The organism is Nonomuraea antimicrobica (assembly GCF_039536965.1).
Lineage (GTDB): Bacteria > Actinomycetota > Actinomycetes > Streptosporangiales > Streptosporangiaceae > Nonomuraea > Nonomuraea antimicrobica.
The window spans coordinates 179,739-204,757 of record NZ_BAAAZP010000049.1 but is presented as its reverse complement, the minus strand read 5'-3'; the positions used below and the strand labels follow the sequence as shown (position 1 = coordinate 204,757).

General features: G+C 70.3%; 27 protein-coding genes. 4 read left to right on the top strand and 23 right to left on the bottom strand.

The window, feature by feature from the left end:
- Nucleotides 1-50 precede the first annotated feature (50 nt).
- The 6 genes from ABD844_RS14195 to ABD844_RS14170 form a co-directional block, all read right to left on the bottom strand.
- Nucleotides 51-1,376, bottom strand: coding sequence for an NADH-quinone oxidoreductase subunit D (locus ABD844_RS14195; protein WP_344876882.1), 1,326 nt, complete (start codon nt 1,374-1,376; stop codon nt 51-53).
- Complete coding sequence (locus ABD844_RS14190; protein ID WP_425568557.1) at nt 1,373-2,068, bottom strand: NADH-quinone oxidoreductase subunit C; 696 nt, start codon at nt 2,066-2,068, stop codon at nt 1,373-1,375. The genes ABD844_RS14195 and ABD844_RS14190 overlap by 4 nt, the downstream gene beginning before the upstream one ends.
- Entirely contained in the window at nt 2,065-2,616 is a 552-nt protein-coding gene (locus ABD844_RS14185) for a NuoB/complex I 20 kDa subunit family protein (protein ID WP_344876880.1), read from the bottom strand. The genes ABD844_RS14190 and ABD844_RS14185 overlap by 4 nt, the downstream gene beginning before the upstream one ends.
- Nucleotides 2,617-2,618: 2 nt before the next feature.
- Entirely contained in the window at nt 2,619-3,014 is a 396-nt protein-coding gene (locus ABD844_RS14180; RefSeq protein ID WP_080043646.1) for an NADH-quinone oxidoreductase subunit A, read from the bottom strand.
- 64 nt (nt 3,015-3,078) lie between these two features.
- Nucleotides 3,079-4,317: a geranylgeranyl reductase family protein gene (locus ABD844_RS14175; protein ID WP_344876877.1), complete on the bottom strand. Its 1,239-nt coding sequence runs from the start codon at nt 4,315-4,317 to the stop codon at nt 3,079-3,081.
- Nucleotides 4,318-4,810: 493 nt separating this feature from the next.
- Entirely contained in the window at nt 4,811-5,527 is a 717-nt protein-coding gene (locus ABD844_RS14170) for a demethylmenaquinone methyltransferase (protein ID WP_344876875.1), read from the bottom strand.
- A 107-nt stretch (nt 5,528-5,634) separates the two neighbouring features.
- On the opposite strand from ABD844_RS14170, the gene ABD844_RS14165 reads away from it, so the two are divergent.
- Complete coding sequence (locus ABD844_RS14165) at nt 5,635-6,843, top strand: hypothetical protein (protein WP_344876873.1); 1,209 nt, start codon at nt 5,635-5,637, stop codon at nt 6,841-6,843.
- Here the strand turns inward: ABD844_RS14165 and ABD844_RS14160 are convergent.
- A complete protein-coding gene (locus tag ABD844_RS14160; protein ID WP_344876871.1) occupies nt 6,840-7,058 on the bottom strand; it encodes a DUF4229 domain-containing protein in 219 nt (72 codons plus the stop codon). The genes ABD844_RS14165 and ABD844_RS14160 overlap by 4 nt on opposite strands.
- A gap of 256 nt (nt 7,059-7,314) precedes the next feature.
- On the opposite strand from ABD844_RS14160, the gene ABD844_RS14155 reads away from it, so the two are divergent.
- Entirely contained in the window at nt 7,315-7,536 is a 222-nt protein-coding gene (locus ABD844_RS14155) for a BldC family transcriptional regulator (protein WP_026214226.1), read from the top strand.
- 194 nt (nt 7,537-7,730) lie between these two features.
- On the opposite strand, the gene ABD844_RS14150 is transcribed toward ABD844_RS14155, so the two are convergent.
- Both ABD844_RS14150 and ABD844_RS14145 read right to left on the bottom strand, forming a co-directional pair.
- Nucleotides 7,731-7,973: a hypothetical protein gene (locus ABD844_RS14150; protein WP_344876868.1), complete on the bottom strand. Its 243-nt coding sequence runs from the start codon at nt 7,971-7,973 to the stop codon at nt 7,731-7,733.
- Between the two features lie 10 nt (nt 7,974-7,983).
- Nucleotides 7,984-9,051 carry a hypothetical protein gene (locus tag ABD844_RS14145; RefSeq protein ID WP_344876866.1) on the bottom strand — a complete coding sequence of 356 codons (1,068 nt, stop codon included), beginning with the start codon at nt 9,049-9,051 and terminating at the stop codon, nt 7,984-7,986.
- 139 nt (nt 9,052-9,190) lie between these two features.
- On the opposite strand from ABD844_RS14145, the gene ABD844_RS14140 reads away from it, so the two are divergent.
- Nucleotides 9,191-9,484 carry a PLD nuclease N-terminal domain-containing protein gene (locus ABD844_RS14140; RefSeq protein WP_344876864.1) on the top strand — a complete coding sequence of 98 codons (294 nt, stop codon included), beginning with the start codon at nt 9,191-9,193 and terminating at the stop codon, nt 9,482-9,484.
- 12 nt (nt 9,485-9,496) lie between these two features.
- Here ABD844_RS14140 and ccsB read toward each other — a convergent pair whose 3' ends face one another.
- The 13 genes from ccsB to ABD844_RS14075 form a co-directional block, all read right to left on the bottom strand.
- A complete protein-coding gene (ccsB, locus tag ABD844_RS14135) occupies nt 9,497-10,477 on the bottom strand; it encodes a c-type cytochrome biogenesis protein CcsB (RefSeq protein ID WP_344876862.1) in 981 nt (326 codons plus the stop codon).
- A complete protein-coding gene (resB, locus tag ABD844_RS14130) occupies nt 10,467-12,026 on the bottom strand; it encodes a cytochrome c biogenesis protein ResB (RefSeq protein ID WP_344876860.1) in 1,560 nt (519 codons plus the stop codon). Before resB ends, ccsB begins: the two co-directional genes overlap by 11 nt.
- A complete protein-coding gene (locus ABD844_RS14125) occupies nt 12,026-12,748 on the bottom strand; it encodes a cytochrome c biogenesis CcdA family protein (protein ID WP_344876858.1) in 723 nt (240 codons plus the stop codon). Before ABD844_RS14125 ends, resB begins: the two co-directional genes overlap by 1 nt.
- Nucleotides 12,741-13,307, bottom strand: a complete 567-nt coding sequence (locus tag ABD844_RS14120) for a TlpA family protein disulfide reductase (RefSeq protein WP_344876856.1) — start codon at nt 13,305-13,307, stop codon at nt 12,741-12,743. Before ABD844_RS14120 ends, ABD844_RS14125 begins: the two co-directional genes overlap by 8 nt.
- Nucleotides 13,308-13,378: 71 nt before the next feature.
- Nucleotides 13,379-14,017 carry a histidine phosphatase family protein gene (locus ABD844_RS14115; RefSeq protein WP_344876854.1) on the bottom strand — a complete coding sequence of 213 codons (639 nt, stop codon included), beginning with the start codon at nt 14,015-14,017 and terminating at the stop codon, nt 13,379-13,381.
- 65 nt (nt 14,018-14,082) lie between these two features.
- A complete protein-coding gene (locus tag ABD844_RS14110; RefSeq protein ID WP_344876852.1) occupies nt 14,083-15,003 on the bottom strand; it encodes a LysR family transcriptional regulator in 921 nt (306 codons plus the stop codon).
- A 259-nt stretch (nt 15,004-15,262) separates the two neighbouring features.
- Nucleotides 15,263-16,552 carry a glutamate-1-semialdehyde 2,1-aminomutase gene (gene hemL, locus ABD844_RS14105; RefSeq protein ID WP_344876850.1) on the bottom strand — a complete coding sequence of 430 codons (1,290 nt, stop codon included), beginning with the start codon at nt 16,550-16,552 and terminating at the stop codon, nt 15,263-15,265.
- Nucleotides 16,553-16,852: 300 nt separating this feature from the next.
- On the bottom strand, nt 16,853-17,482 hold the full coding sequence (locus ABD844_RS14100) for a bifunctional DNA primase/polymerase (protein WP_344876848.1): 630 nt from the start codon (nt 17,480-17,482) through the stop codon (nt 16,853-16,855).
- A 228-nt stretch (nt 17,483-17,710) separates the two neighbouring features.
- Entirely contained in the window at nt 17,711-18,694 is a 984-nt protein-coding gene (hemB, locus tag ABD844_RS14095) for a porphobilinogen synthase (RefSeq protein WP_344876846.1), read from the bottom strand.
- A complete protein-coding gene (locus ABD844_RS14090; RefSeq protein ID WP_344876844.1) occupies nt 18,691-20,235 on the bottom strand; it encodes a bifunctional uroporphyrinogen-III C-methyltransferase/uroporphyrinogen-III synthase in 1,545 nt (514 codons plus the stop codon). Before ABD844_RS14090 ends, hemB begins: the two co-directional genes overlap by 4 nt.
- Nucleotides 20,232-21,152 (bottom strand): hydroxymethylbilane synthase, encoded by a 921-nt coding sequence (gene hemC, locus ABD844_RS14085; protein ID WP_344876842.1) that lies wholly within the window; start codon nt 21,150-21,152, stop codon nt 20,232-20,234. The genes ABD844_RS14090 and hemC overlap by 4 nt, the downstream gene beginning before the upstream one ends.
- Complete coding sequence (locus ABD844_RS14080; RefSeq protein WP_344876840.1) at nt 21,149-22,405, bottom strand: glutamyl-tRNA reductase; 1,257 nt, start codon at nt 22,403-22,405, stop codon at nt 21,149-21,151. Before ABD844_RS14080 ends, hemC begins: the two co-directional genes overlap by 4 nt.
- Nucleotides 22,402-23,079 carry a redox-sensing transcriptional repressor Rex gene (locus ABD844_RS14075; protein ID WP_344876838.1) on the bottom strand — a complete coding sequence of 226 codons (678 nt, stop codon included), beginning with the start codon at nt 23,077-23,079 and terminating at the stop codon, nt 22,402-22,404. The genes ABD844_RS14080 and ABD844_RS14075 overlap by 4 nt, the downstream gene beginning before the upstream one ends.
- A 115-nt stretch (nt 23,080-23,194) precedes the next feature.
- Between ABD844_RS14075 and ABD844_RS14070 the strand changes: the two genes are divergently transcribed.
- Nucleotides 23,195-23,431, top strand: a complete 237-nt coding sequence (locus ABD844_RS14070; protein WP_344876836.1) for a glutaredoxin family protein — start codon at nt 23,195-23,197, stop codon at nt 23,429-23,431.
- 12 nt (nt 23,432-23,443) lie between these two features.
- Here the strand turns inward: ABD844_RS14070 and ABD844_RS14065 are convergent, their stop codons facing one another.
- The gene (locus tag ABD844_RS14065; RefSeq protein WP_344876834.1) at nt 23,444-24,934 is read right to left on the bottom strand and encodes a putative quinol monooxygenase; all 1,491 of its coding nucleotides are present in this window, start codon (nt 24,932-24,934) and stop codon (nt 23,444-23,446) included.
- Nucleotides 24,935-25,019: the final 85 nt, after the last annotated feature.

Sequence of the window (25,019 nt, the reverse complement as noted above, 5' to 3'; positions counted from 1 at the left end):
ACTCATGACATCAACCGTGTGGTGACCCATCGTTCGCTCGCGCAACGCGCTCATCTGTCCACACCTCCCATGACGGGGTCGATAGAAGCCACCGCGGCGATCACGTCGGCGACCTGGCCGCCCTCCGCCATGGCGGGGAAGCTCTGCAGGTTGCAGAAGGACGGCTCGCGGAAGTGCACGCGGTAGGGGCGCGTGCCGCCGTCGCTGACCACGTGGACGCCCAGCTCGCCCTTGGGCGACTCGATGCTGGCGTACGCCTGCCCGGCCGGCACCCGGAAGCCCTCGGTCACCAGCTTGAAGTGGTGGATGAGGGCCTCCATCGAGGTGCCCATGATGTGGGCGATGTGGTCGGGCGAGTTGCCGAACCCGTCGGGGCCGAGCGCGAGCTGCGCGGGCCAGCCGATCTTCTTGTCCTCGATCATCACCGGGTCGCCCTTGAGCGGGCCGGCGATGCGGTCGAGAGCCTGCTCGACGAGCTTGAGGGACTCCTCCATCTCCTTCATGCGGACGAGGTAGCGCGAGTAGACGTCGCAGCCGCGCTCGGTGGCGACGTCGAACTCGTACGTCTCGTAGCCGCAGTAGGGCTGCGACTTGCGCAGGTCCCATGGGAGGCCGGCGGCGCGCAGGATGGGCCCGGTGACGCCGAGCGCCATGCAGCCGGTCAGGTCGAGGTAGGCCACGTCTTTGGTGCGGCGCAGGTAGACGGGGTTCTCGTCGAGGAGCTTGCGGATGTCCTTGATCCGCTTGGGCATCTCCTTGAGGAACTCACCGACCTTGTCGACCGCGCCCGCGGGCAGGTCGACGCTCACGCCGCCCGGCCTGATGTAGGCGTGGTTCATGCGCAGACCGGTGATGTACTCGAACAGGTCCATGACCATCTCGCGGTCGCGGTACCCGAACAGGAACGGCGTGGTCGCGCCCAGCTCCATGCCGAACGTGCCCATGGCCACCAGGTGCGAGGCGATGCGGTTGAGCTCCATCATCATCACGCGGATGGCCTGCGCCCGCTCGGGGATGCGCTCGGTGACGCCGAGCAGCCGCTCCACGCCCAGGCAGTACGCGGTCTCGTTGAAGATCGGCGAGAGGTAGTCCATGCGGGTCACGAACGTGGTCCCCTGGGTCCACGTCCGGTATTCCATGTTCTTCTCGATGCCGGTGTGCAGGTAGCCGATGACGCCGCGCGCCTCGGTGACCGTCTCGCCGTCGAGCGTCAGCACCAGCCGGAGCACGCCGTGCGTGGACGGGTGCTGCGGGCCCATGTTGACGACGAGGCGCTCTTCCTCGGAGTCGCGTACGCCGGTGACGACCTCGTCCCAGTCGGCGCCGGTGACCGAATAGACCTTGCCCTCGGTCGCCTCGTCATAAGCGGTGCTCATGAGTAGCTCCTCCTCTGGTCGGGCGACGGGATGGTGGCGCCGCGGTATTCGACCGGGATGCCGCCGAGCGGGTAGTCCTTGCGCTGGGGGTGCCCGTCCCAGTCGTCCGGCATCATGATCCGGGTGAGCGCGGGGTGGCCGTCGAAGACGATCCCGAAGAAGTCGTACGTCTCGCGCTCATGCCAGTCGTGACCAGGGTAAACGCTCACCGTGGATGGAATGTGCGGGTCGGAGTCGGGCGCACTCGCCTCGACGCGGACCCGCCGGTTGTGGGTGATCGAGCACAGGTGGATGACCGCGTGCAGCTCCTCGCCCACCAGGTGGGGGTAGTGCACGCCGGACACGCCGAGCGACAGCTCGAAGCGCAGGGCGGGGTCGTCGCGCAGCTTCTGGCAGACCTCGACCAGGCGCTCGCGCTTGACGTGCAGGGTCAGCTCGCCGCGGTCGACGACCACCCGATCGATGGCGTCGTCGAGGGCCAGGCTGTCGACGATCTCGTCGAAGTAGCCCCCGTACGGGCGCGGCGTGGAGATCTCCGGCGCCCGGCGTACGACGAGGCCGCCGTAGCCGGAGGTGTCGCCGGTGTCGTGGGCGCCGAACATGCCGTGCCGGGCGATCGGCGGCTCCTGGGCCGCCGGCACCTCGGGGACCTGCGCTTCTGGGACCTCGGGGAGGTTGTCGGGCGACGTCACTTCGCGGCCCCCTGCTCGATCAGCGGCAGCGTGCGCAGCGCCTGCAGCTCGAGCTCCTCGATCTGCTTGGCCCGGTGCGCGCCGAACTTCATGTTCTGGATCTTGTCGTGCAGCTTCACGATCGCGTCGATGAGCATCTCCGGCCGCGGCGGGCAGCCCGGCAGGTAGATGTCGACGGGGACGACGTGGTCGACACCCTGCACGATGGCGTAGTTGTTGAACATCCCGCCGCTGGAGGCGCACACGCCCATGGAGATGACCCACTTGGGCTCGGCCATCTGGTCGTAGATCTGGCGCAGGACGGGGGCCATCTTCTGCGACACGCGCCCGGCGACGATCATGAGGTCGGCCTGGCGGGGAGACGCCGAAGCGCGCTCCATACCGAAGCGCGCCAGGTCGTAGTGGGGGCCGCCGGTGGCCATCAGCTCGATGGCGCAACATGCGAGGCCGAACGTGGCCGGCCATACGGAGTTCTTGCGCGCCCATCCGGCGGCCGCTTCGACCGTGCTGAGGATGAACCCGCTGGGGAGTTTTTCTTCAATTCCCATTTTCAGTCCCAGTCCAGACCCTTGCGGCGCCACACGTACGCGTAGGCGACGAGCACGGTGACGATGAACAGCAGCATCTCGACGAGCGCGAACAGGCCGAGGCCCGAGGAGAGTACGCGGCCGAGGTCGTCCGTCTGCGGAGCGAACGAGACGGCCCACGGGTATAGGAAGATGATCTCGATGTCGAAGACGATGAAGAGCATCGCCGTGATCATGTATTTGAGTGGGAACCGTCCACCACCGACAGGCTGGGGCGTCGGCTCGATGCCGCATTCGTAGGCGTCAAGCTTGGCGCGGTTCCAGCGCTTGGGACCGGTGAAGGGAGCGATGGCGACCGAGAAGATCGCGAAGCCCCCCGCGAGAACGGCGAGCACCAGGATGGGCACGTAAAGGTCCATCGCTACGCCTCCTCCGGAGTCGCCGCGCGCGCGGGCGCGCAGCCGGGTCTGTTGATTACGGGATTCATGCTGGTGGCGCGACCTTCGAGAGTGCGTTTATGATCATGTCGGACGCATCGCCTCGCCGGTCGGTGAGATTACCAAGGAGTTTGAGCGCGAAGCGCATCAGCCTCGGGTGGGGCAACCCGTGCCTGGTGCCGAAGCGCATCACGCCCGGCTTCCCGATCGCCTCGACGAACCACCTCCCGAGCGTGAAGTAACCGCCGTAGGCGTCCTTCAGCACCCGAGGATAGGTCCGCAGCGTCCGTTCGCGATGCGCGGGGGTGGCTTCCTTGTACGCCCGCGCGATGACCTCGGCGGCGATCTCGCCGGTCTCCATGGCGTAGGCGATGCCCTCGCCGTTGAACGGGTTGATCGACCCACCGGAGTCTCCGACGAGCATCAGGCCGCGCGTGTAGTGGGGCTGCCTGTTGAACGCCATCGGGAGCGCGGCGCCGCGGATCGGGCCCGTCATGTTCTCCTCGGTGAACCCCCACTCCTCCGGCATCGACCGGCACCAGCGGCGCAGCAGGTCGCGGTAGTCGATGTTCTTGAACTGGGCACTGGTGTTGAGCAGGCCCAGCCCGACGTTGGAGGTGCCGTCGCCCACGCCGAAGACCCAGCCGTAGCCGGGCAGCAGCGTGTCGCCGTCCCACAGCTCCAGCCAGGTCTCGAGGTAGTCGTCGTCGTGGCGCGGGCTCTCGAAGTAGGTCCGCACGGCCACGCCCATCGGGCGGTCCTCCCGCTTGTGCAGGCCCATGCCCAGGGCCAGCCGGGTGCTGTTGCCGTCGGCGGCCACCACGAGGGGGGCGCGGAACTCGCGGTCGTCCTTGGTCGTCACGCCCACGATGTGGCCGCTGCGGTCGTCGAGCAGGGGCCCGGTGACGTTGACGCCCTCCATGAGGCGTACGCCGTTCGCGACCGCGTTGGCGGCGACGATCTGGTCGAAGTCCTGGCGGGTGCGGACGAGGCCGAAGTCGGGGAAGCGCTCAAGGCGCGGCCAGTCGAGTTCGAAGCGCAGGCCGCCGCCCACGACGCGCAGGCCCTTGTTCCTGATCCAGCCCGGCGCGTCGATGTCGACGCCCATGTTCTGCAACTGCTTGACCGCGCGGGGGGTCAGGCCGTCGCCGCAGACCTTCTCGCGGGGGAACCTGGTCTTCTCCAGGAGCAGCACGTCGAGCCCGGACCGAGCGAGGTAGAAGGCGGCGGCGGAACCGGCGGGACCTGCGCCGACGACGATGACGTCGGCGTCGACAGTGCTCATGGTCGCGCCCGCTTCGCCACTCGTCGGCTCCTGCGTCGCTCTCTCGCGACGCGCTCCCGCACTGGGCGGATGGCTGTTGGCACGGTCACTGGACTGTCCTGTCCCTACACGCTCGAAGGCCGTGGGGTGTCGCGCCTTCGTTCCTTTGTGAACCCCTTCACAAACTTACCGGCCCGCAGTCTACTGCTTTTCCTGCACATAGTGGCAGTCGGGGTGCTGTCTTGTGATCCAGGAGGACGGCGTGTCGCCTGTGGTGGCGCAGACATGATCGTCACGCTAGCAGCAGGCTCCGCGCCGCCCGGAGCCCTGCGGGTGAGGCGATGCCGTCTCGAGACTTCCGCGGGGCCGCGCCGGGGCACCGGAGTGATTTCGCGGCCCGCCCCGCCCGCTCCCGGGAATCGGCCGCCAAGAATTGCCCTTGTTTTGGACGATCCACACCCAGGAAAACGGGCCGACCAAAAACAGCAAGGACAGAAAAGGCCAGCGGTCAGGGTCAGGCGGGCTTGAATCCCCGATGTATCGCGACGATCCCCATGCTGAGATTGCGCCAGGCCACCCGCTCCCACCCGGCGTCCTGGATCGTGCGGGCCAGGGTGCGCTGGTCGGGCCAGTCTCTGATCGACTCGGCCAGATACTCGTAGGAGTCGTCGTTGGAGCCGAACACCGTGGCCACCTTCGGCAGCAGCCGCATCAGGTATTCGCGGTAGACCAGGTCGAACGCACCCACCGTCACGTGGGAGAACTCCAGCACCACCAGCCGCCCGCCCGGCCGCGTCACGCGGAGCATCTCCCGCAGCGCCCGCGCGGTGTCGTGCACGTTGCGCAGCGCCACCGAGATCGTCACCGCGTCGAACGCGTCGTCGGCGAACGGCAGCCGCAGCGCGTCACCCGCGATGAACGGCACCCCGGGCCCCGACAGCGCGTTTCCGCCGTGCCTGCGCACCCCCGTGCTCAGCATGCCGAGGGAGAAGTCGGAGGCGATCGCCCGCGCGCCCAGCGTGGTGAACGCGTCGGTGGACGTGCCCGTGCCCGCCCCCAGATCGAGGACGAGCTCACCCGGACCGGCGTCGACGGCGGCGGCCACCGCCTTGCGCCAGAGCCTGACCTGCCCGAGGGAGATCACGTCATTGACCAGGTCGTAGCGCCGGGCGGTGCGATCGAACATCGCGGCGACCTCGTCCGGCTGTTTGTCCAACTGAGCGCGCGTCATGCCCCACAGCCTATTGCGACGGGCCCTCGGGGTCGCTGTCATGCCCATCTGGGACAATCAACGGAAAGTAGTCTCATGATTACCGAACGTCTGCTAGATATTGGCGAATGTTTGCCCGTGTCGCCCTTGCGGCGATCATCGCCTCGACCCCCGTCCCGCATTCGCGGGTCGTGTCGGCCGACCCGGTCGACAGCACCCCTCACGTGCTCGACGGCATCGTCAACGCCATAGCCGTCGTCGGGCGCACCGTCGTCGTCGGCGGCTCGTTCACCGAGGTCGCCGACTCGGCCCGCCGTACGGCCCAGCCACGGGCCAACCTGTTCGCCTATGACCTGGTCACCGGTCGCATCCTGCCCGGCTTCGCGCCGAGCGTGGCGGGCCCGGTCTACGGCCTGGCCGCCGGAGACGACGGCACCGTCTACGTCGGCGGCGAGTTCCACGGCGTCGACAACCAGCGAGCGCGCGGGCTGGCCCGGGTGCGCCTGGCCGACGGCTCGCTGGTGGCCGGCTTCGAGCCGCGCATCGGCGGGGGCATGGTGACCTCGCTGGCCAGGCAGGGCGCCAAGCTCTACGTCGGCGGCGACTTCGTCAGCCCGCGCGTCGCGCTGGCCAGGCTCGACGCCGCCACTGGAGCGGCCGACCCGGCCTTCGACATCGCGCCGGACGATCCGCTGACGGCAAAGGTGAAGGTCTACGCGCTGGCCGTCTCAGGCGGCAGGCTGGCCGTGGACGGCTCGTTCACCACGCTGGGCGGCCAGTCCCGGCCGCAGCTCGGGCTGATCGACATCAGCGGCCGCACCGCCAGGGTGGCCCCGTGGCGCACCGACGCGTACGCGCGCCCGTGCAACAGCAGCGCCTTCCCCTCGTACGTGCGCGGCCTCGACTTCTCCCCCGACGGCCGCTATTTCGCGGTCGTCACCACGGGCGGCCCCAGGGGCGGGATGTGCGACACCACGGCACGGTTCGAGACCCACGCCAAGGGCACGGCCATCAAGCCGACCTGGGTGAACGCCACGGGCGGCGATTCGCTCTACGCGGTCGCGGTGACCGGGGCCGCCGTGTATGTCGGCGGGCACCAGCGCTGGCTGGACAATCCCCGCGGACGCGACTCGGCGGGCCCCGGCGCGGTGGCGCGTGAGGGCATCGGGGCCATTCATCCGCGTACGGGAAAGGCGCTGAGTTGGAATCCCGGACGCGAGCGGGGGATCGGCGTGAAGGCGTTTTACGCGCACAGCAGTGGACTACTTGTCGGTAGTGACACAACACGACTCGGACGGGAGTACCATGCCCGGATTGGCATGTTCCCCCTGCCCTAGTCGTTCTGCGGCTTCGGACGGTCGACCTTGGCGCTGAGACGCTCGCTCACGGCGTCACGCTGCCTGGACAGCAACACGTAGCTGGCCACTCCGCTGATCAAGAAGGACACCACGATCAGCAACAGTGGCTGTTGCAGCCCGAGCAGCCAGAGGACACCGAAGGTCACGCCAAACAGCAGGATCCGCAGCAGGGTGTAAACGAGAACTGGACGCACGGGTTCGAGGTTACTCCGACCTGTGGAGCGGTCGCTCTTCGCATCGGACGCGAGCACTGCTACTGTTCCCAGTTAGGGAGTTTCGTAAAGAAACACCCACGAGAGCCCCAAAGAGGCTCTATCATATAACAATCGGGCAGTCAGCCGATAACAACCCGTGATCTTTGTAGAAAACCACGGATAAATCGGGCTTCGCTCGACACACTGGTACCTGTCCGCCCGCTGGCAGGAAGCGGGATGCGAGGGGGAGAGATTGGTGGAGAGTAGCAGCGAGCGTCTGCTGACCCCAGGAGAGGTTGCCGCCCTCTTCCGGGTTGACCCAAAGACGGTTACGCGCTGGGCTGCGGCAGGCCGCATCAGCAGTATCCGCACCCCCGGAGGGCACCGGCGCTTCCGCGAGTCGGAAGTCCACGCCCTTCTGCGAGGCGAGGATGTTCTCACGGCCGACAGGCCGGCAGGTGAGTCCCCGCGCGTCTGACGTTCCGTCAAGTCGGTGATCCTGCACGGTGGGCCGCCTGATCCGCGGCCCTAGCCGCCAGGATCACCGCTGGCGGGACCCACTGTTCGCGTGCTTTCCGGCCACACGTACGTACGGGAGGTACGGGGCGGCGCCATCCGCCGACCGTGGCTGGCGCCTGTCCGGTAGCTCAGGCCGACGTACGCCTCCCCCGCTCAGGCGTCCTCCTGCTCCGCCTTGAAGGCCAGGAACTCCCGCTCCAGGTCGTCGTTCTCCTCTTCCCAGCGGCGGCGGCGCAACTCGGCCTCCTCCTCGGTCAGCGACTCCGGCAACCACTGCTCGTAGTCGGGGTCATCGGGCTGGACCTCCACGTACGCGTTGCCGATCAGTCGCCCGTCCTCGCTGGTCAGGCTCTGCGGTACGCGCAAGGTGCCGTCCGCGAGCCGGATGACGTACATGGCCGATCACCTAGATTCCGTAGCGCCGGTTGAAGAACAGCATGATGTCGAGCGCCATGCGCGTGTCGCCCCCGAGCATGTCCACGAGCGCGGGACGCTGGCGGGCGGCGATGGCGGCGAAGGCATCGGCGAAGAACTCCTTGCGGCCGAGCCCGCCGCCCTGGCGGTGGAAGGTCGAGGTCAGCAGCGGCGCGGCGGCCTCGTAGAGGCGTACGAACTCCGGTGAATCCGACACCCACTCCCCGTAGAACGAGTCGACGTCGTCGATGGCGTGACCGACCTCGTGCATCATCACGTCAGGCGTGGGTGAGGGACGGTCGCCTACGACGATCTTGCGGTCGCCGTACGCTCCCGCGCAGATGTCCCAGGTCGCGCGCCCTGATGGAAGCGGCGCACCGCGTAAGTAGCCCATGTCGTCGAGGTCGGGCACGCCTCCAGGGCCGACGTAGATGCCCTCCAGCCGGGCCGCCAGCAGCTCCTTCAGCCGGTCGGGCAGCCTGGCCAGGCTCTCCACGGCCCTGACGACGTCCGCGGGCGGCGGGCCCAGCCTGGCGTCCCACTGGCGGTGCAGGATCGACTCGAGCGCGCCGCAGTGGCGCAGGCCGTCGCCGAGCGAGGGCAGGTCGGGCCGGTTGGGCCGGGCTCTGAGGGGCTGGTCGGCGAGCTCGAAGTCGTACCAGGTGTAGCGGGGCCGGTCGACGACCACGGCGGCGGGCAGCCGCTCGCCGCGCTCGCGTACGTCGAAGGCGTCCCAGGTCGTCTCCTGCGGGTGCCGCGGCGTCCGCTCCTTCGCCTCGCCGCCCGGCCACATCCTCCTCTCGGGCTCGCCACCCCGGCCTCGCTCGGGCCGCCCCTTCAGCCCGTCGTCTCCCGGCCAATGGCGCCGCTCCGCGCCGTTGAGACCCCTGGCCGCCGCGCGGGCCTCCTGGCGCCTCTCGCGGACGCTGGACCAGAACGAGCGGTCGGCTTCGGGCGGCGACTCGGTGCGGCGCGAGAACAAATACGAGCCACGCCGCCACCAACGGCCGCGCCGGTGCCGCCCTCTGTCACCGGGACCCTTGTCGTGAGAAAAGGCCATCGCACCCCTCAACGCCCCGTGAAGTCCCATGGACACCGTCGGATCGGTTTCCACCGTACGACGCCGATCTTCCGCTAGTCATCCGAAATGGGACATCGGGCAGCACGATCACACAGCTACATGGCTTACAGTTCGGGACATGGCAGGTGTTCTGATCGGCCTCGCGCTGCTGGCCTTCTGGCTCTTCTCGTTGTTCGACGTCGTCACGACGCCTGAAGACGAGGTCAGGAACGTACCAAAGGCGCTCTGGATCCTCATCGTCGTGCTGATCCCGTTGCTCGGCGGCCTGGTGTGGATGGCGCGCGGCCGTCCGCGGGCCCCGCGCGCCGCCTGGCCCGTGCCCCCGGGTCCGGGCGCGCCGAAGGGGCCGGACGACGACCCCGACTTCCTTCGCGACCTCGACCGGCGGATGCGCGGCGACGACCTGAGCTAGCTCCCGGCGGGGTCACTTCACGTCGGCGTAGCTGTGCAGCCCGTCGATGAAGATGTTGACCCCGATCAGGTTGAACAGCAGGCACCCGAACGCCACGAGCTGCACGATCGTCGCGGCCCTGCCCCGCCAGCCCGCCGTCACCTTGGCGTGCAGATAGGCGGCGTAGGCCACCCAGGTGATGAACGACCACACCTCCTTGGGGTCCCAGCCCCAGTAGCGGCCCCACGCCCGGTCCGCCCACAGCGCGCCCGCGATGACGGCGAACGTCCAGAGCGGGAAGGCGAAGACGATCGCCCGGTGCGCCACCTTCTCCAGGTCGGCGCGGGAGGGCAGGCGTGACATCCCGTCGCCGCGCACCAGATAGAGCACCCCCGCGACACCGGCCAGGGCCAGCAGGCCGCTGGCGATGATCGCCGCGGAGACGTGGATGGCGATCCAGTACGAGTCGAGCGCGGGCACCACCGGCCCCGCGACGGTGTAGAAGTATCTGACCGCCAGCCCGAGCCCGAGCGCGCTGATGACCATGACGAACGCGCCGAGGAAGCGCACGTTGTGGCGGACCTGGGTGCCGAGGAACGCCGACACGGCGGCGAAGCAGATGGCCACCACGAACTCGTACATGTTGCCCCACGGCCACCGGTCGACGGCCAGGCCGCGGGTGACGAGGGCGCCGAAGTTGGCGGCCCAGCCGACCCAGGCGAGCACGAGGGCCACGGTGCCGGCCTTGGGGGCCCACGCCGGAGGCGCGGCGGGCGCGGCGGGCGTCTCGGCCTCCTCCACCGCTCCAGTGGTGGTGGTGGTGTCGCCGCCAGACGCGCCGACCGCGACCGGCTGCCTGGCCTCGACCTCCCGCCTCGTGGCGGCCTTCGCCTTGCCGGGACGCGCCCGGTCGAAGGCCAGCTCGATCGCGAACCCGACCATGGCGACGACGTAGAGCAGAACGGCCGCTACGACGAAAAGGTCGCTCAGCTCGGCGAGTTGCTCAGCGTTCATCCTTCACTCCCGCTGATAGAACCTTGACGATGTCGGCGAACTCCTCGGCGAAGCCCGCCGCTGAGCCCTCTGCACGGGTCAGACCGCCCACGTCGACCCGGCCCTCGCCGATCCGTACGAACACCCTGCGGCGGCGGATCATGAGTGAGAGCGCGATGGCGACGACGGCGGTGGCCGCGGCCACCAGGGCGGGCAGGCGCCCCGGGTCGTAGGCCATCTGGAGCGTGATCCATTCCTTCACGCCGGTGAACTCGATCTTGCCCGCCCCGTCGGGCAGGTCGACCGACTGCCCCACGGCCAGCGGCTTGGCCGTGGCGGACCCCATGACCAGAGGCTTGAGCTTCTTCAGCAACTCGGGCTCGGCCAGCTCGTAGACCGACTGCGGCCTGCCCGAGCGCATCCCCAGGTCGCCGGAGAACGCGCCGAGGATCTGCACCTCGGGATTCAGCTCGCCGGGGAAGGCCGAGGCGTGGCCGCCGTCGGTCAGCGGCACGCTGGTGGGCATGAACTGCAGCAGGAAACCGAGCTGCGCCGGCTGCGCGTCGGGCACCTTGACCACGCAGCCCGAGGTCATCGTGGTCTTGTCCTCGATCAGGCAGGGCACGGGCCCCTCGTAGGCCACCTGCCCCTTGCCGTCGGTGACCTTGAAGACGGGCGCGTAACCGTTGCCGATCAGGTAGGTCTGCGTGCCGTCGATCTCCAGCGGCTCGTTGACCTTGAGGTCGTAGTCGCGGGCCGACGACTGCGGCGAGTCGTTGACCTTGAGCCGGGCCGTGTAATCGAGCGCCTGCCCGCGCTTGTCGCCGGTGACCTGGTAGGCCACCTTGAAGTCGGCGAGCTGGAACGAGAACGGCTCCAGCGACTCGGCCGAGACCTGGCTGCCCGGGATGAAGCGGTCGTAGGCGGCCACGGTGTTGGCGAACCCGTCGCCCTCGACGACCAGCACGTTGCCCCGGTAGCCGAAGAGGGAGCCGGCGCCGATCGCGAGCAGGATGCCGAGCAGCGCGATGTGGAAGAACAGGTTGCCGGTCTCGCGCAGGAAGCCCTTCTCGGCCGACACCCAGCCGTCGCCGGTCACGACCCGGAAGCGCAGCTTACGCAGCCGCGCGGCGGCCTCCGCGACCTCCAGCTCACCCTCGAACGAGGCGGCGTGCGGCAGGCGGGACACGTTCTTCGGGGCGGCGGGCGGTTTGCGGCGCAGCTCGCGCAGGTAGGTCGCGGTGCGCGGGATGATGCAGCCGATCAGCGAGGTGAACAGCAGCAGGTAGACCGCCGCGAACCAGGCCGAGGTGAACACCTCGAAGAGCTGGAAGCGGTCGTACCACTCGGCCAGGCCCGGGTTCTGCTCGTAGAGCCGGGCGACCTTGTCGGGGTCGACGCCGCGCTGCGGCACCAGCGAGCCGGGCACCGAGCCCAGCGCGAGCAGGAACAGCAGGATCAGCGCCGTCCGCATCGAGGTGAGCGTGCGCCAGACCCAGCGCAGCCAGGCCGTCGCCCCGAACGCCTGCCGCTCGGGCGCCTTCGTCCGCTCCAGCTCTTCGACGCTCATCAGATCACCGGCTCGAACGAGCCGATCAGCCCCTGCATGGCCGCGATCATCTCTCCCCATAGCCCGGTCACGAGCAGGACGCCGACGGCCACCATCATGCCGCCGCCGACCCGGGTGATCAGGCGCGAATGCTTGCGAATGGCCCGGAACGTCCGCAGGGCCTTGCTGTAGGCGAGCGCCGCGGCCACGAAGGGCAGGCCCAGGCCCAGCGCGTACGCCATGGCCAGGAGGGCGCCCCGCCCGGCGCTGCCCTCGTTGAGCCCGAGCGTGAGCACGACGGCCAGGGTGGGCCCGATGCAGGGGGTCCAGCCCAGGCCGAACACCACCCCGAGCAGCGGCGCGCCCGCCAGCCCCGCGGCGGGCATGCGGTGGATGCGCACGTCGCGCATCAGCCCCGGCACCACGCCCAGGAACGCCAGCCCGAGCACGATGGTCAGCACGCCGAGCACCCGCGTGATGTGGACGGCGTTGCCCAGCATGACCGACCCGAGGCCGCCGAACAGCGCCCCGCTGAGCACGAACACCAGCCCGAACCCGGCCACGAACAGCGCCGCCCCCAGCACCAGCCGGCCCCGCTTGGGGTCGGCGCTCATGCCGGTGACGTAGGACAGGTAGCCGGGCACCAGCGGCAGCACGCACGGCGACAGGAACGACACCACCCCGGCCAGCACCGCGATGGGCACGGCCAGCAGCAGCGAGCCGGAGGCGACGACTTCACTCATCGCGCACCTTGGTCACCGTGTTCATCAGGTCGGTGTATTTGACCGCGCCCAGCGCCCTGGCCGCGATGCGGCCCTGCTTGTCGATGATGAGCGTGGACGGGATGGCCGCGGGCGGCACCGTGCCCTGGAAGGCCAGCGCGACCTTGCCGGGCTGGTCGAAGATGTGCGGGTAACCGGTCTGCTCGGTGCGCTCGAACGCCTGCGCGTCGGCCTGGCGGTCCTTGAAGTCGACGCCGAGGAACTGCACGCCGGTGTCCTTCGTCTTCGCGGCGACCTCCTTGAGCACCGGCGCCTCGGCCCTGCAGGGCCCGCACCACGACGCCCAGAAGTTGAGCACCACGACCTTGCCCTTGTGCGCCGCCAGCGAGGCGGTGCCGCCGTCGAGGGTCGGCCCCTCGACCACGGGCGCCGGTTTACGCTCGGCCGCCTCGAACACCTGCATCTTCCCGTCGCCGGCGACGAACCTGGTGTCGCCTGCCTGCGGCTGACCGCTCTGGTTGCCCGCGCAACCGGCGACGAGCACGGCCAGCAGGAGAAGGGGGAAGGACTTGGCGCGCACGGAGGAAGATCTCCTTGTACTACAACCGGTAGAGCTTGCAACTCTACCGGGGTGCCCGCGCGCCCCGGACATCAGGCCCCGGGGATCGGCCGTCCGGTCTGCAGCGATCCGGCGGGCTCGCTGTAGCCGATGCTGACCAGGCGATCGCCGGCGAACATGAGCGTGGTGAGGCTGGCCAGCGTGCACTGCCGGCGCCGCGGATCGTGCCAGAGCCTGCGGCCCTCCGCGGCGCACCTGATGGCCCAGATCGGGAGCTGGTGGCTGACGAGCACCGCCTCGTGGCCGCGCGCGGCGGCCCTGGCCTCGTCGATCACCGACTTCATGCGCCGCACGATGACCGGGTAGGGCTCTCCCCAGGACGGGCGCAGCGGGTTCCAGAAGTAGCGGTAGTTGCGCAGGTCGCGCAGCACCCGGAGATCCTTGCCCACGACGCGCCCTTGCAGGAAGTTGCCCGCCTCGATCAGCCGGTCGTCCTGGACGATCTCCAGACCGAGCTTGTCGGCGAGCGGGGTCGCCGTCTCCACGGCGCGCTCGAGCGGCGAGCTGTAGAGCGCGACGATGTCGCGGCCGCCGATCGCCTTGGCGACCGTCTCGGCCATGAGCTGACCTGTCTCGGACAGGTGATAGCCCGGCAGCCTGCCGTACAGGATGCCCAACGGGTTGTGCACCTCACCGTGGCGCAGCAGGTGGACGACGGTGGTTTCAGCCATGGTGGGCACAGCCTATCCGCTCGCCCGGGCCGTGCCGTCAGCGCCCGCACCGGATACGGACACCCTCAGTTCACCGCCCAGGCGTTCTCCTGTTTCCTGCTCGCCTCCGCCAGCGCCTCCACCATGGCCCTGATCGCGGGACGACGGGCCGCGTCCGTACGCCACACCGCGTAGATGCGCCGCGACTGGCGCGGCCGGATGGGGACGAGCCGGGTGCCCGCGGGCACGCAGTCGCGGCCGAGGCGCGGCACGATCGCGCAGCCCAGGCCCGCGGCCACCAGGGCGAGCTGGGTCGGGTACTCGTCGGCCATGCAGGCGATCACCGGCTCCAGCGAGGCGCTGCGCAGCGTGAAGACCAGCCAGTCGTGGCAGACCGTGCCGGGCGAGGAGCTGATCCACTGCTCGCCGTGCAGCGCGGCCAGCTCGATCTCCCGCTCTCCGGCCAGCGGGTGTGCCGCGGGCATGGCCACGTCGGCCACGTCGTCGAGCAGCGTGGCCTTGGACAGGCCCTCGGGCAGGGCCATGGGGCGGTTGAGCCAGTCCTGGATGACGCCCAGGTCCAGCTCGCCCCTGGAGACGTCGCGTACCACGCGTTCCGGCTCGCGCTCGGTGAGCTGCACCCACAGGTCGGGGTGGCGCTGCCTGAGCGAGACCAGCGCGCCGGGCATCAGGCCGCGCACGGCTGTGGGGAAGGCGGCGATGTTGAGCCGGCCGACGACCTCGCCCCGGAGCGCCTCGAAGTCGGCCTCCGCGGTCTCGACCAGGGCGAGGATGCGCTCGGCGTGCTCGGCCAGCAGGCCGGCGGCGTCGGTCAGGCGTACGCCGCGCCCGCTGCGCTCCATGAGCCGCGCGCCGGTCTCCCGCTCCAGTTTGGCGATCTGCTGCGAGACCGCCGACGGGGTGACCATGAGCGCCTCGGCCGCCGCGCCGACCGACCCGTAGACGTGCACCGCGTGAAGGGCCTTGAGCCGGTTCAAGTCCAACATGTAAGCCAGCCTAAATGGTTTAGCGTAGAAAGTCTCGCTTGTCGTTGAATGTGTAGCAGATGAAAATAGTTGCATGAGAATACTGAAGACGAAGAAGCCGCAGCCCACCCCCGTGTCGTACCTCAAGGTGCTCGCCGAGCAGGCGCGCGACCAGCGCATCCGCTACGAGAAGCCCGCTCGCTGAGCGGGCTCGGCGCATGGTGAGCCCCTTGCCGTCGCCGCTACGGCGGCACGCCCCCTCAGGTAGCCGCCCCGTCGGTCACAGGACGGCGGCGGCCGCCTTCGCCGCCGCGGGGAGAGCGTCGGCGATCCGGTTGAGCGCCTCGTCGTCGTGCGCGGCCGACAGGAACCACGCCTCGTACGCCGACGGCGGCAGATAGACGCCCTGGTCGAGCATCGCGTGGAAGAACGCCGTGAACGCGTCGGTGTTCTGGGCCTTGGCCTCGGCGAAGTTCGTGACCCGCGACTCGGTGAAGAAGATCGAGAACAGGCTGCCCGCCCGCTGCAGCCGGTGCGGCACCCCCGCCGCGCCCAGCGCCTCGGAGGCCGCCTCCCCCACCTTCAGCGCGGCGGCGTCGACCCGCGCGTACGCCTCGGCGTCGAGGGCCCGCAGCGTGGCCAGGCCGGCCGCGCAGGCCAGCGGGTTGCCCGACAGGGTGCCCGCCTGGTAGACGGGGCCCTCCGGCGCGAGGCAGGCCATCACGTCGGCCCGGCCGCCGAACGCCGCCGCCGGCAGCCCACCGCCCATCACCTTGCCGAACGTCATCAGGTCGGCGTCGACCGGGTCGAGGCCGTACCAGCCCGCCGGGGAGACGCGGAAGCCCGTCAGCACCTCGTCCACGACGAGCAGCGCGCCGTGGGCCGTGCACAGCTCGCGCAGGCGCGCGTTGAAACCGTCGAGCGGCGGGACGACGCCCATGTTCGCCGGGCACGCCTCCGTGATCACGCACGCGACGTCGGCCGTGGCGAACGCCTCCTCGACGGCCGCGACGTCGTTGTACGGCAGCACGATCGTGTCGGCCGCCGACGCCCCCGTCACGCCGGGCGTGTCGGGCAGCCCGAACGTCACCACCCCCGACCCGGCCGCGGCCAGCAGCGCGTCGACGTGCCCGTGGTAGCACCCCGCGAACTTGATCACCTTTGACCGCCCGGTGAACCCACGGGCCAGCCGCACGGCGCTCATCGTCGCCTCGGTGCCCGAGCTGACCAGGCGCACCTTCTCGACGGGCGCCACCCTGGCCACGATCTCCTCGGCCAGCTCGACCTCGCCCGGGGTGGCGGTGCCGTAGGAGAAACCGGCGGCCACGGCCCCGGAGACGGCCTCGACGACGGCGGGGTGGCGGTGGCCGAGGATCATCGGGCCCCACGAGCACACCAGGTCGACGTAGCGGTTGCCGTCGACGTCGATGATGTAGGGGCCGGAGCCCGAGGCCATGAAGCGGGGGGTGCCGCCCACCGCGCCGAACGCGCGTACCGGGGAGTTGACGCCTCCCGGCACGATCGCGCGGGCGCGGGCGAACAGGTCCTCGGAGTTCTGTGTACGGCTCACGGGAACCAAGGTTAGCCGCGCCGGCCACCACCCCCGAGATCGGGCACAAGGCACGGCATAGTGGCGCCGCACACGCTCTTCGCTCTCGCTCTCCGGGAGTACCTCTCCGGGAGTACGTCGCGCGGGGCAGGCGGCTCGAAGCGCTGGGGAAGCTCGCGGCACGCGCTCAGCGGGGCGAGTTCGACCAGGCCGAGGCAGCGCGTCTGGCGGAGAAGGCCGCATGGAGAGAAGCGCTCGCTTGAGCCTCTGTCCCATCGACAGCTCCGCACTGTGGCAGCGCGACCTCCGCCGGTTCTGAGCTCAGTCGGCCAGCCACTCCAGGAGGCGCAGCGGGTCGGGGAGCGGGCGGCCGTCGGGAGGGCGTAGCCAGGCGACGGACTGGCCGCCGGGCAGCGCCGAGGGCGGCGCGAGGACGTAGCTGTCGCGGCAGTGCCAGCGCAGCCCCGGCGTGTCGTCGATGGTCGCCGGGTCGCAGTCGAGCTGACACGACCACCATTCGTCCTCGTCCTCAGGGTTGCCCCGGGTGGCCACATAAAACAGGACCCGGTCGCCGTTGGCGGCGACCGGGCCCGGGTGTGCTCCGGCGGCGTCGATTCGCGTGAGCGCCGACAGGCCGGAGGCGAGCGGTACGTCGAAGACGTCGAACACGCGCCCCGTGGGCACGATCACCCCGGCCTCGGGCTCGTTCTGCCACCAGCGCGTGAGCAGGGCGGGGTCGGTCGTGGCCTGCACGTGCCAGGCGGGCGAGAGCGGATGGGCGCCCGGGTCGGGACAGCCGACCCTGTCACAGGAACAGGCGCGCGGCCCGTGGCGCAGCGGATAGGCGCCCGGTACGACGGGCCAGCCCAGGGCGGCGTATTCGAGCACGGCCTCGATGCGTGTCGGCCGCGACCGCTTTTTGGTACGCCGAGCCAGTGGTACCCCCACCATTGGTGTCTCCCGTCGAGTAACAGCGCCTGAGCAGGCCCCGGCTCCGGGCGGCACGGTCGGCCGTCTTCAGCGGCCGACCGGCAGGTCGCGGGATCCGCGCCTGCGGCGGGCCGCGGCACACGGCCAGCGCGACCAGCGGAGTCTGCACCAACGCACACGCGGGACACACCAGCACTTGTCATGCAACTCTAACCCACACGTCCCACGAGTTGACGGGAAACCCCTTGGTTAGAGCGTTCGTGCCACCTCCGTGGCCCAGTACGTCAGGATCAGGTCGGCCCCGGCCCGCTTGATCGCGACCAGCGACTCCATGATCATCCGGTCCCGGTCGACCCAGCCGTTGGCCGCGGCGGCCTCGACCATCGCGTACTCGCCGCTGACCTGGTAGGCGGCGACCGGCACGTCCACCTCGTCGCGGACGCGGGTGATGACGTCGAGGTAGGCCAGCGCGGGCTTGACCATGACCGCGTCGGCGCCCTCTGCCAGGTCGAGACGGACCTCGCGCAGCGCCTCCTCCAGCGGACCCGCCGGGTCCTGCTGGTGGGTGCCGCGGTCGCCGAACTGCGGTGCGCACTCGGCGGCTTCGCGGAACGGGCCGTAGAAGGCGGAGGCGTATTTGACGGAGTAGGACAGGATCGGCACGTTCGCGTGACCGGCCCCGTCGAGGGCGGCGCGGATGGCGCCCACCTGGCCGTCCATCATCCCGCTCGGCGCCACCATCTGCGACCCGGCCTCGGCCTGGGCCACCGCGATCGAGGCGTACCGCTCCAGGGTGGCGTCGTTGTCCACGTCGCCGGACGGGGTGAGGATCCCGCAGTGCCCGTTGTCGGTGAACTCGTCGAGGCACGTGTCGGCCATCACCACGATGGCGTCGCCGACCTCGGCGGTCACGTCGCGCAGGGCCACCTGCAGCACGCCGTCGGGGTCGTCGGCGGCCGAGCCGCGGGCGTCCTTCACGGCGGGGACGCCGAACAGGATGATCCCGCCGACGCCCGCCTCGGCGGCCTCGCGGGCGGCCTTGCGCAGCGAGTCGCGGGTGTGCTGCACGACGCCGGGCATCGAGGCCACCGGCTGCGGCTCGGCGATGCCCTCCTTGGTGAACATGGGCAGGATCAGGTCGGCGGGGTGCAACCTGGTGCCCGCCACCATCCGGCGCAGCGCGGGGTTGCGCCGCAGCCTGCGGGGGCGGGCGACGGGGAATCGTGCGCTCATTTGGCTCTCCTTCTGGCGCCCCGGCGGTTCTGCGAGGGCCTGCGCGGCGTGTCGCCCGCCGCCAGGGCCGCCTGACGCTGTTTGGCCCCGAACTCGGCCACCGCGGCGGCCAAGGCGGAGGCGGACGGTTTGTCGGCCATGACGTCGACCCGGAGCCCGAACTCGTCGGCCGTCTTGGCCGTCTGCGGCCCGATGACCGCGATCACGGTGACGTTGTGCGGCTTGCCCGCGATGCCCACGAGGTTGCGTACGGTGGACGACGACGTGAAGAGCACGGCGTCGAAGCCGCCGCCCTTGATGGCCTCGCGGATGGGCGCGGGCGGCGGGGCCGCCCGCACGGTGCGGTACGCGGTGACGTCGTCGCACTCCCAGCCCAGCTCGGTCAGCCCGGCCACGAGCGTGTCGGTGGAGATGTCGGCCCGCGGCAGCAGCACCCGGTTGATCGGGTCGAGCATCGAGTCGTACGGCGGCCACTCGGCCACCAGCCCCTCCGACGACTGCTCACCGGACGGCAGCAGGTCGGGCTTGACCCCGAACTCGACCAGGGCCCGCGCGGTCGCGTCGCCCACGGCGGCCACCTTGAGCCCGGCGAAGGCGCGGGCGTCGAGGCCGTACTCCTCGAACTTCTCGCGGACGGCCTTGACCGCGTTCGCGCTGGTGAAGGCCACCCACTCGTAGCGGCCGGTGACCAGGCCCTTGATCGCACGGTCCATCTGCTGCGGGGTGCGCGGCGGCTCGACCGAGATGGTCGGCACCTCCTCCGGCACCGCGCCGTACGAGATGAGCTGCTCGGACAGGCTGCGCGACTGCTCCTTCGTACGGGGCACCAGCACCCGCCACCCGAACAGCGGCTTGGTCTCGAACCACGACAGCTTGTCGCGCATCCGCACGGCCTCGCCCACCACGATCAGCCCTGGCTCGGTCATGCCGGCGTGCTTGAGGTCGGCCTGGAGCCGGCCGAGCGAGGACACCACGGTGTACTGCTCGGTCGTGGTGCCGCCGCTGCTGACCGCGACGGGCGTGGTGTCGGGCTTGCCGCCGGCCACCAGCGCCTTGCCGATGGCCACGGCGTCGCCGATGCCGTTGTAGATGACCAGCGTGCCGCGGCAGGCGGCGTGCACGGCCCAGTCCTGGTCCTGGGCGGCGTCGACGACCCGGAACTCGGGCACGTCGGTCGCGGGCGGGATGCCGGCGTAGGTGAGCACGGCGGTCGCGGGCGGCACGCCGGGCACGATCTCGAAGTCCACCTCCGCCGCGGCACAGGCCGCGACCTCCTCGGTGATCGAGGAGAACAGCATGGGGTCGCCCTCGACCAGGCGTACCACGAGCTGCCCGCGTGCGGCGCGCTGGACGAAGTCGCCCTCGGCGATCTCGACGCCTTCGCGGCAGTGACGCAGCAGCGGGGTCTGCGTCTCTTCGTCGAGCACCACCGCGTCGGCCTTGCCGAGCAGCTCGGCGGCGCGGAGCGTGAGCAGGTTGGGATCACCGGGACCCGCGCCCACGAACGCGACGAAACCGGAGGTCGGACTATCGGAGCTCAATGGGAATGCTCCCCCATCAATCTGTCGGCCCCTTCGGCGATCATCTCGGCCGCGAGGAGGCGACCCAGGTTCGCTGACTCCGAAGGAGAGCCGGCGGCGGACTTGCGGACCGCTTCGCGGCCGTCGATGGAGACGACCACAGCGGTCAGGTTCAGAGTGTGCCCGTCATCGAGCGCGAAAGCACCCACCGGAGCCGAGCACCCGGCCTCCAGGGCGCTCAGCACGGCGCGTTCGGCGGTCACCGCGGTGCGGGTGTGCGGGTCGTCGAGCACGCTCAGGAGCTCGATCAGGTCGGGGCGGTCGGAGCCGCACTCCACGGCCAGCGCGCCCTGTCCCGGCGCGGGCAGCAGCTCCTCGATCTCGAAGACCTGGGCGATGTCGGCGCTGCGGCCGAGCCTGGTCAGGCCGGCCGAGGCCAGGACGACCGCGTCCAGCTCACCGGAGTTGACCTTCTCGATGCGCGTGTCGGCGTTGCCGCGGATGGCCACGTACTCGAGGTCGGGACGCAGCGCGCTGAGCATGGCGACGCGCCGCGGCGACCCGGTGCCGACCCGGGCGCCGGGCGGCAGGTCGGCGAACTTGTGCGCGCCGACCAGCGCGTCGCGGTGGTCGTGGCGGGCGGGGATGGCGGCCAGCGTGAAGCGCGGGTCCTGCGTGGTCGGCAGGTCCTTCAGCGAGTGGACGGCGAAGTCGATCTCACCCTCGGCGATCTTGTCGCGCAGCGCGCTGACGAACACCCCTGTGCCGCCGAGCTGGGCGAGGTGGGCCTTGGTGACGTCGCCGAAGGTCGTGACGCCGACGAGTTCGACGGCGCACCCGGTGCGCTCGGTGGTGGCGTCGGCCACGGTCTGGGACTGCGTGGTCGCCAGGAGGCTGCGGCGGGTGCCGAGCCGCAGCGCGCCGGACCGGGACGTCACAGCTCCACCTCCCTCACGGCCTCGGGCATCTTCGGATCCAGGTTGAACAGCTCACGCAGGGCTTCCGCATAATGATCGCCTCCTGGACAGGTGGCGAGCTGCTTGACACGCACAGTCGGCTCGTGAAGCAGTTTGTCGACCACCCGCTGGACGGTCATGGCGACCTCGTCGCGCGCCCGTTCGTCGAGGTCGGGCATGCGCATCATGAGGCGGCCCAGCTCCGACTCGACCACCCCGGCCGCCTTGCTGCGCAGCGCCACGACGGTCGGGGTGACCTTGGCCGCCCGCTCGGCGTCGAGGTAGGCGCGCAGTTCGTCCGCGACGAGCGCGCGTACGGACTGCACGGCGTCGCCCTCGCGCGAGCCTATGCCCGAGTCCTTGATCGTCTCCAGGTCGACCAGCGTGATGCCGGGCACCTCGCGCACGGCCGGGTCGATGTCGTGCGGCAGCGCCAGGTCCAGCAGGAACGCCGGCCGCGTGAGCATCGGCGGCGTGATGACGTGCTTGCCCGCGCCCGTGCAGGTGATGACGATGTCGGCCCCGGCCAGCTCGCCGGCCACGGCGGCGAACCCGACCGCCCGGCCCCCGACGGACTCGGCCAGCCGGGCGCCCCGCTCGTACGTGCGGTTGGCCACCACGATGTCGGTGACCCCGGCGCGGGCGAGCGTGACGGCGGCCAGCGAGCTCATCGAGCCCGCGCCGACCACCAGCGCCCGCCGCCCGGCCAGGTCGCCCGCCAGGGCGAGGCCCGCGGAGACGAGGGAGGCCCCGTGCTTGTCGATGCCGGTCTCGTGGTGGGCCCGCTTGCCGACCCGCAGCGCCTGCTGCACCAGCTCGTTGAGGGTGGCGCCCACGGTGCCGTGGCGCTGGCCCAGCTTGAGCGCCTGACGGACCTGCCCGAGGATCTGCCCCTCCCCGACCACCATGGAGTCGAGGCCGCACACCAGGGAGAACAGGTGCTCGACCGCCCGCTCCTCGTAGTGCACGTAGAGGTGCGGCGTCAGCTCGTCGGCGGGTACGCCGGAGTGCTCGCCCAGCAGCGTGCTGACGGCGGTGACGGCGGCGTGGAACCGGTCGACGGTCGCGTAGACCTCGACCCGGTTGCAGGTCGAGACCACCATCGCCTCGGCGACGCAGGGGTCCTGCTGCACGTCGTGCAGCAGTTTGACCAGCGCGTCGCCGGCGACCGAGACGCGCTCCAGCAGGGCCACCGGAGCCGTCCGGTGGCTGAGTCCGATAGCCAGAACACTCATTGACCGTCCACCGCCATGAGTGGCCCCCCAGCCTTGCGTTGCTCGTGGAACGCGAGAATCTGCAGTTCGATTGATAGGTCGACTTTACGGACATCGACGCTTTCTGGCACGGAGAGCACGACTGGGGCGAAGTTCAGGATGCTGGTGACGCCCACGGCGATCACGCGATCGCACACTTTCTGCGCCGCTGCCGCCGGTGTCGCCAGAACCACGATCGAGACTCCACGCCGTTTGATCACGGCTTCCAGTTCGTCGATGTGCTCCACATTCAACCCCGCGATGGTATCGCCCACGACTTCGGGGTCGGCGTCCACGAGCGCCGCGACCCGGAAGCCCCTGGAGACGAACCCACCGTAGTTGGCCAGCGCGCGGCCGAGGTTGCCGACCCCGACGATCGCGACCGCCCAGTCCTGCGTCAGGCCCAGCTCGCGGGAGATCTGGTAGACGAGGTACTCGACCTCGTAGCCGACGCCGCGAGTGCCGTACGAGCCGAGGTGTGACAGGTCCTTGCGGAGCTTGGCCGAGTTGACCCCGGCGGCCACGGCGAGATCCTCCGAGCTGACGGTCGCGACACCCCGCTCCGCCATCCCGTGCAGCGCCCTGAGGTACAACGGAAGCCTCGCGACCGTCGCCTCGGGAATGCCGCGGTCACGCGGCTGGGACGCGCTCTTCACGTGCCGGTGCTCCAGGGGACGGGCGGCTTGGGGACCGCGTGAACGGAATCGAACCGTCTTTCAGGTTAATCCCTTTGTGAACCGATGCACAAAGTCGGCGGGGTACGGTTGCTCCATGCACCGCATCACCTTGCTCGGCAAGCCCGGCTGTCACCTGTGTGACGACGCGCGTGAGATCATTGCCAGGGTCGCGGGCGAGCTGGGCGTGCCATGGGAGGAGATCGGCATCGACTCCTCCGAGGAGCTGAGTGAGAAATACGGGGAGATGATCCCGGTCACGCTGATCGACGGCGTGCAGCACGACTTCTGGCGGGTCGACGAGGCCCGTCTGCGGGCCGCGCTCGGCGCGTAGCGGGGCCCGGGGTCAGTACGCGACCATCGGGAGCGGCATCACCTTCGCGGCGTTGACGTTGAGCTCGATGACGTTGGTGGCCAGCACCATGGCCTGCCGGTCGTTGACGAACCGCTCCACGTGCGGCTGCCGCTGGTGGTCGCGGTAGGCCACCTCGTCGCGGTAGAGCTCGTAGATGATGCGCTGCAGCGGCGCCGACTTCACCGCGTGGCAGACGTAGATGAGCGTGTCGGGCTCGCCGCGGCGCACGGCCTCGACGGTCGCCTCGGCCAGCCGGTCGAACGCGTCGCCCGCGCCGTCCATGATCGTGAAGACGGTGAGCAGGCCGTAGATGTTCGGCGCGGGCTTGCCGGAGTCGGCCTGCTGCTGCGCCGCGGGCGTGAACAGCTCGGCGCCGGGGTAGACGGCGCCGGTGTCGGGCATCGCGTAGTCGGGCCGCGAGGGCGTGCCGTTCATGATGTAGCCGGTCGAGGGGCCGGCGTCGGGCGGCGGCGTCATCCGCGACGCGTAGTCGACCTCCCTGTCGCCCGCCCGATACTCGGCGACCAGGTCTCCCAGCCCCGACGACCGGCGCGGCGGCGCGGCCGGCGGGTCGGCGGCGGGCACCGGCTCGGGCATGCCCCGGCGGCCGCCCTGCTGGGGCACCTCGTCGCGGAACATCGGGCGCTCCCCCGGCGGCATCTGGCGCTCGTCGAGCGCCACGGGACGCTCCTCGCGGTGCTGGGCGCGCTCCTCGCGGTGCTGGGCACGCTCCTCGCGGCGCTGAGAGCGCTCGTCACGGCGCGGGGGGCGCGCGTCGCCGTCGGAGTCGAAGTCGTCCTCGTCGTCGTCCTCGTACGGCGCCAGGGGCCGCAGCACGGTGTACCAGACCGCCGCCGCGGCCACGGCCAGCAGCGCCGTGGTGAACAGCGGCGGCACCGCGAACCGCATGGCGCCCACGACGGCCAGCCCCGACGGGACGATGACGAGGGTGGCGTGCAGGTTGTCGGTGTCGTACTCGTCGCCACCGCGCCATTTGAGCCCGGCCACGACCAGCATCGCCAGCATGAGCACCAGGTCGACCACGTGCACGCCGACCAGCAGGTAGCTGGGGAAGACGTTCCAGTGGTTGGCGGCCGAGGGCAGGAGCCTGCTCATGTCGTCGGTCTTCAGCGGGTCGAGGACCATGATGACGGTGGCCACGAAGGTCAGCGCGATGCCGAGCAGCCACGCCAGGAACCGGGGCGGCACCTTCTCCGACAGCAGTTGCACCAGACCGACGGCCAGCCAGAGCGGCGCCAGCAACGACCCTGTCACCTGATAGATCCGGAACGTGACGCCGCCGAAGCCCGCGAGATAGCCGATGCCGATCGCGCCCAGGGACAGGCACAGCGCACCGACTGCAACGGTCCAGGCGATCAACCATCCCTCAGGATCGTCGCGCAGTCGTTGGATCAGGGCGCCCGCCGCGATCGCGGCCAGGAGCGCACCGGCAAAAGCTATGACAGCAACGAGGATCTCCATGGTGACTCCAATGCTGCCGGACGATGCCTCCCAGCCGGTAGCCGAAGAGGGAACGGGTCGGTCCACCACGGTATCCGCCGATTAC

Excerpts from the sequence above, each read along its gene's own strand:
- ABD844_RS14195 (WP_344876882.1), bottom strand. The coding sequence starts at position 1,376 with ATGAGCACCGCTTATGACGAGGCGACCGAGGGCAAGGTCTATTCGGTC.
- ABD844_RS14185 (WP_344876880.1), bottom strand. The coding sequence starts at position 2,616 with ATGGGAATTGAAGAAAAACTCCCCAGCGGGTTCATCCTCAGCACGGTC.
- ABD844_RS14180 (WP_080043646.1), bottom strand. The coding sequence starts at position 3,014 with ATGGACCTTTACGTGCCCATCCTGGTGCTCGCCGTTCTCGCGGGGGGC.
- ABD844_RS14175 (WP_344876877.1), bottom strand. The coding sequence starts at position 4,317 with ATGAGCACTGTCGACGCCGACGTCATCGTCGTCGGCGCAGGTCCCGCC.
- ABD844_RS14170 (WP_344876875.1), bottom strand. The coding sequence starts at position 5,527 with ATGACGCGCGCTCAGTTGGACAAACAGCCGGACGAGGTCGCCGCGATG.
- ABD844_RS14165 (WP_344876873.1), top strand. The coding sequence starts at position 5,635 with ATGTTTGCCCGTGTCGCCCTTGCGGCGATCATCGCCTCGACCCCCGTC.
- ABD844_RS14150 (WP_344876868.1), bottom strand. The coding sequence starts at position 7,973 with ATGTACGTCATCCGGCTCGCGGACGGCACCTTGCGCGTACCGCAGAGC.
- ABD844_RS14145 (WP_344876866.1), bottom strand. The coding sequence starts at position 9,051 with ATGGCCTTTTCTCACGACAAGGGTCCCGGTGACAGAGGGCGGCACCGG.
- ABD844_RS14140 (WP_344876864.1), top strand. The coding sequence starts at position 9,191 with ATGGCAGGTGTTCTGATCGGCCTCGCGCTGCTGGCCTTCTGGCTCTTC.
- ccsB (WP_344876862.1), bottom strand. The coding sequence starts at position 10,477 with ATGAACGCTGAGCAACTCGCCGAGCTGAGCGACCTTTTCGTCGTAGCG.
- resB (WP_344876860.1), bottom strand. The coding sequence starts at position 12,026 with ATGAGCGTCGAAGAGCTGGAGCGGACGAAGGCGCCCGAGCGGCAGGCG.
- ABD844_RS14125 (WP_344876858.1), bottom strand. The coding sequence starts at position 12,748 with ATGAGTGAAGTCGTCGCCTCCGGCTCGCTGCTGCTGGCCGTGCCCATC.
- ABD844_RS14115 (WP_344876854.1), bottom strand. The coding sequence starts at position 14,017 with ATGGCTGAAACCACCGTCGTCCACCTGCTGCGCCACGGTGAGGTGCAC.
- ABD844_RS14110 (WP_344876852.1), bottom strand. The coding sequence starts at position 15,003 with ATGTTGGACTTGAACCGGCTCAAGGCCCTTCACGCGGTGCACGTCTAC.
- ABD844_RS14100 (WP_344876848.1), bottom strand. The coding sequence starts at position 17,482 with ATGGTGGGGGTACCACTGGCTCGGCGTACCAAAAAGCGGTCGCGGCCG.
- hemB (WP_344876846.1), bottom strand. The coding sequence starts at position 18,694 with ATGAGCGCACGATTCCCCGTCGCCCGCCCCCGCAGGCTGCGGCGCAAC.
- ABD844_RS14080 (WP_344876840.1), bottom strand. The coding sequence starts at position 22,405 with ATGAGTGTTCTGGCTATCGGACTCAGCCACCGGACGGCTCCGGTGGCC.
- ABD844_RS14070 (WP_344876836.1), top strand. The coding sequence starts at position 23,195 with ATGCACCGCATCACCTTGCTCGGCAAGCCCGGCTGTCACCTGTGTGAC.
- ABD844_RS14065 (WP_344876834.1), bottom strand. The coding sequence starts at position 24,934 with ATGGAGATCCTCGTTGCTGTCATAGCTTTTGCCGGTGCGCTCCTGGCC.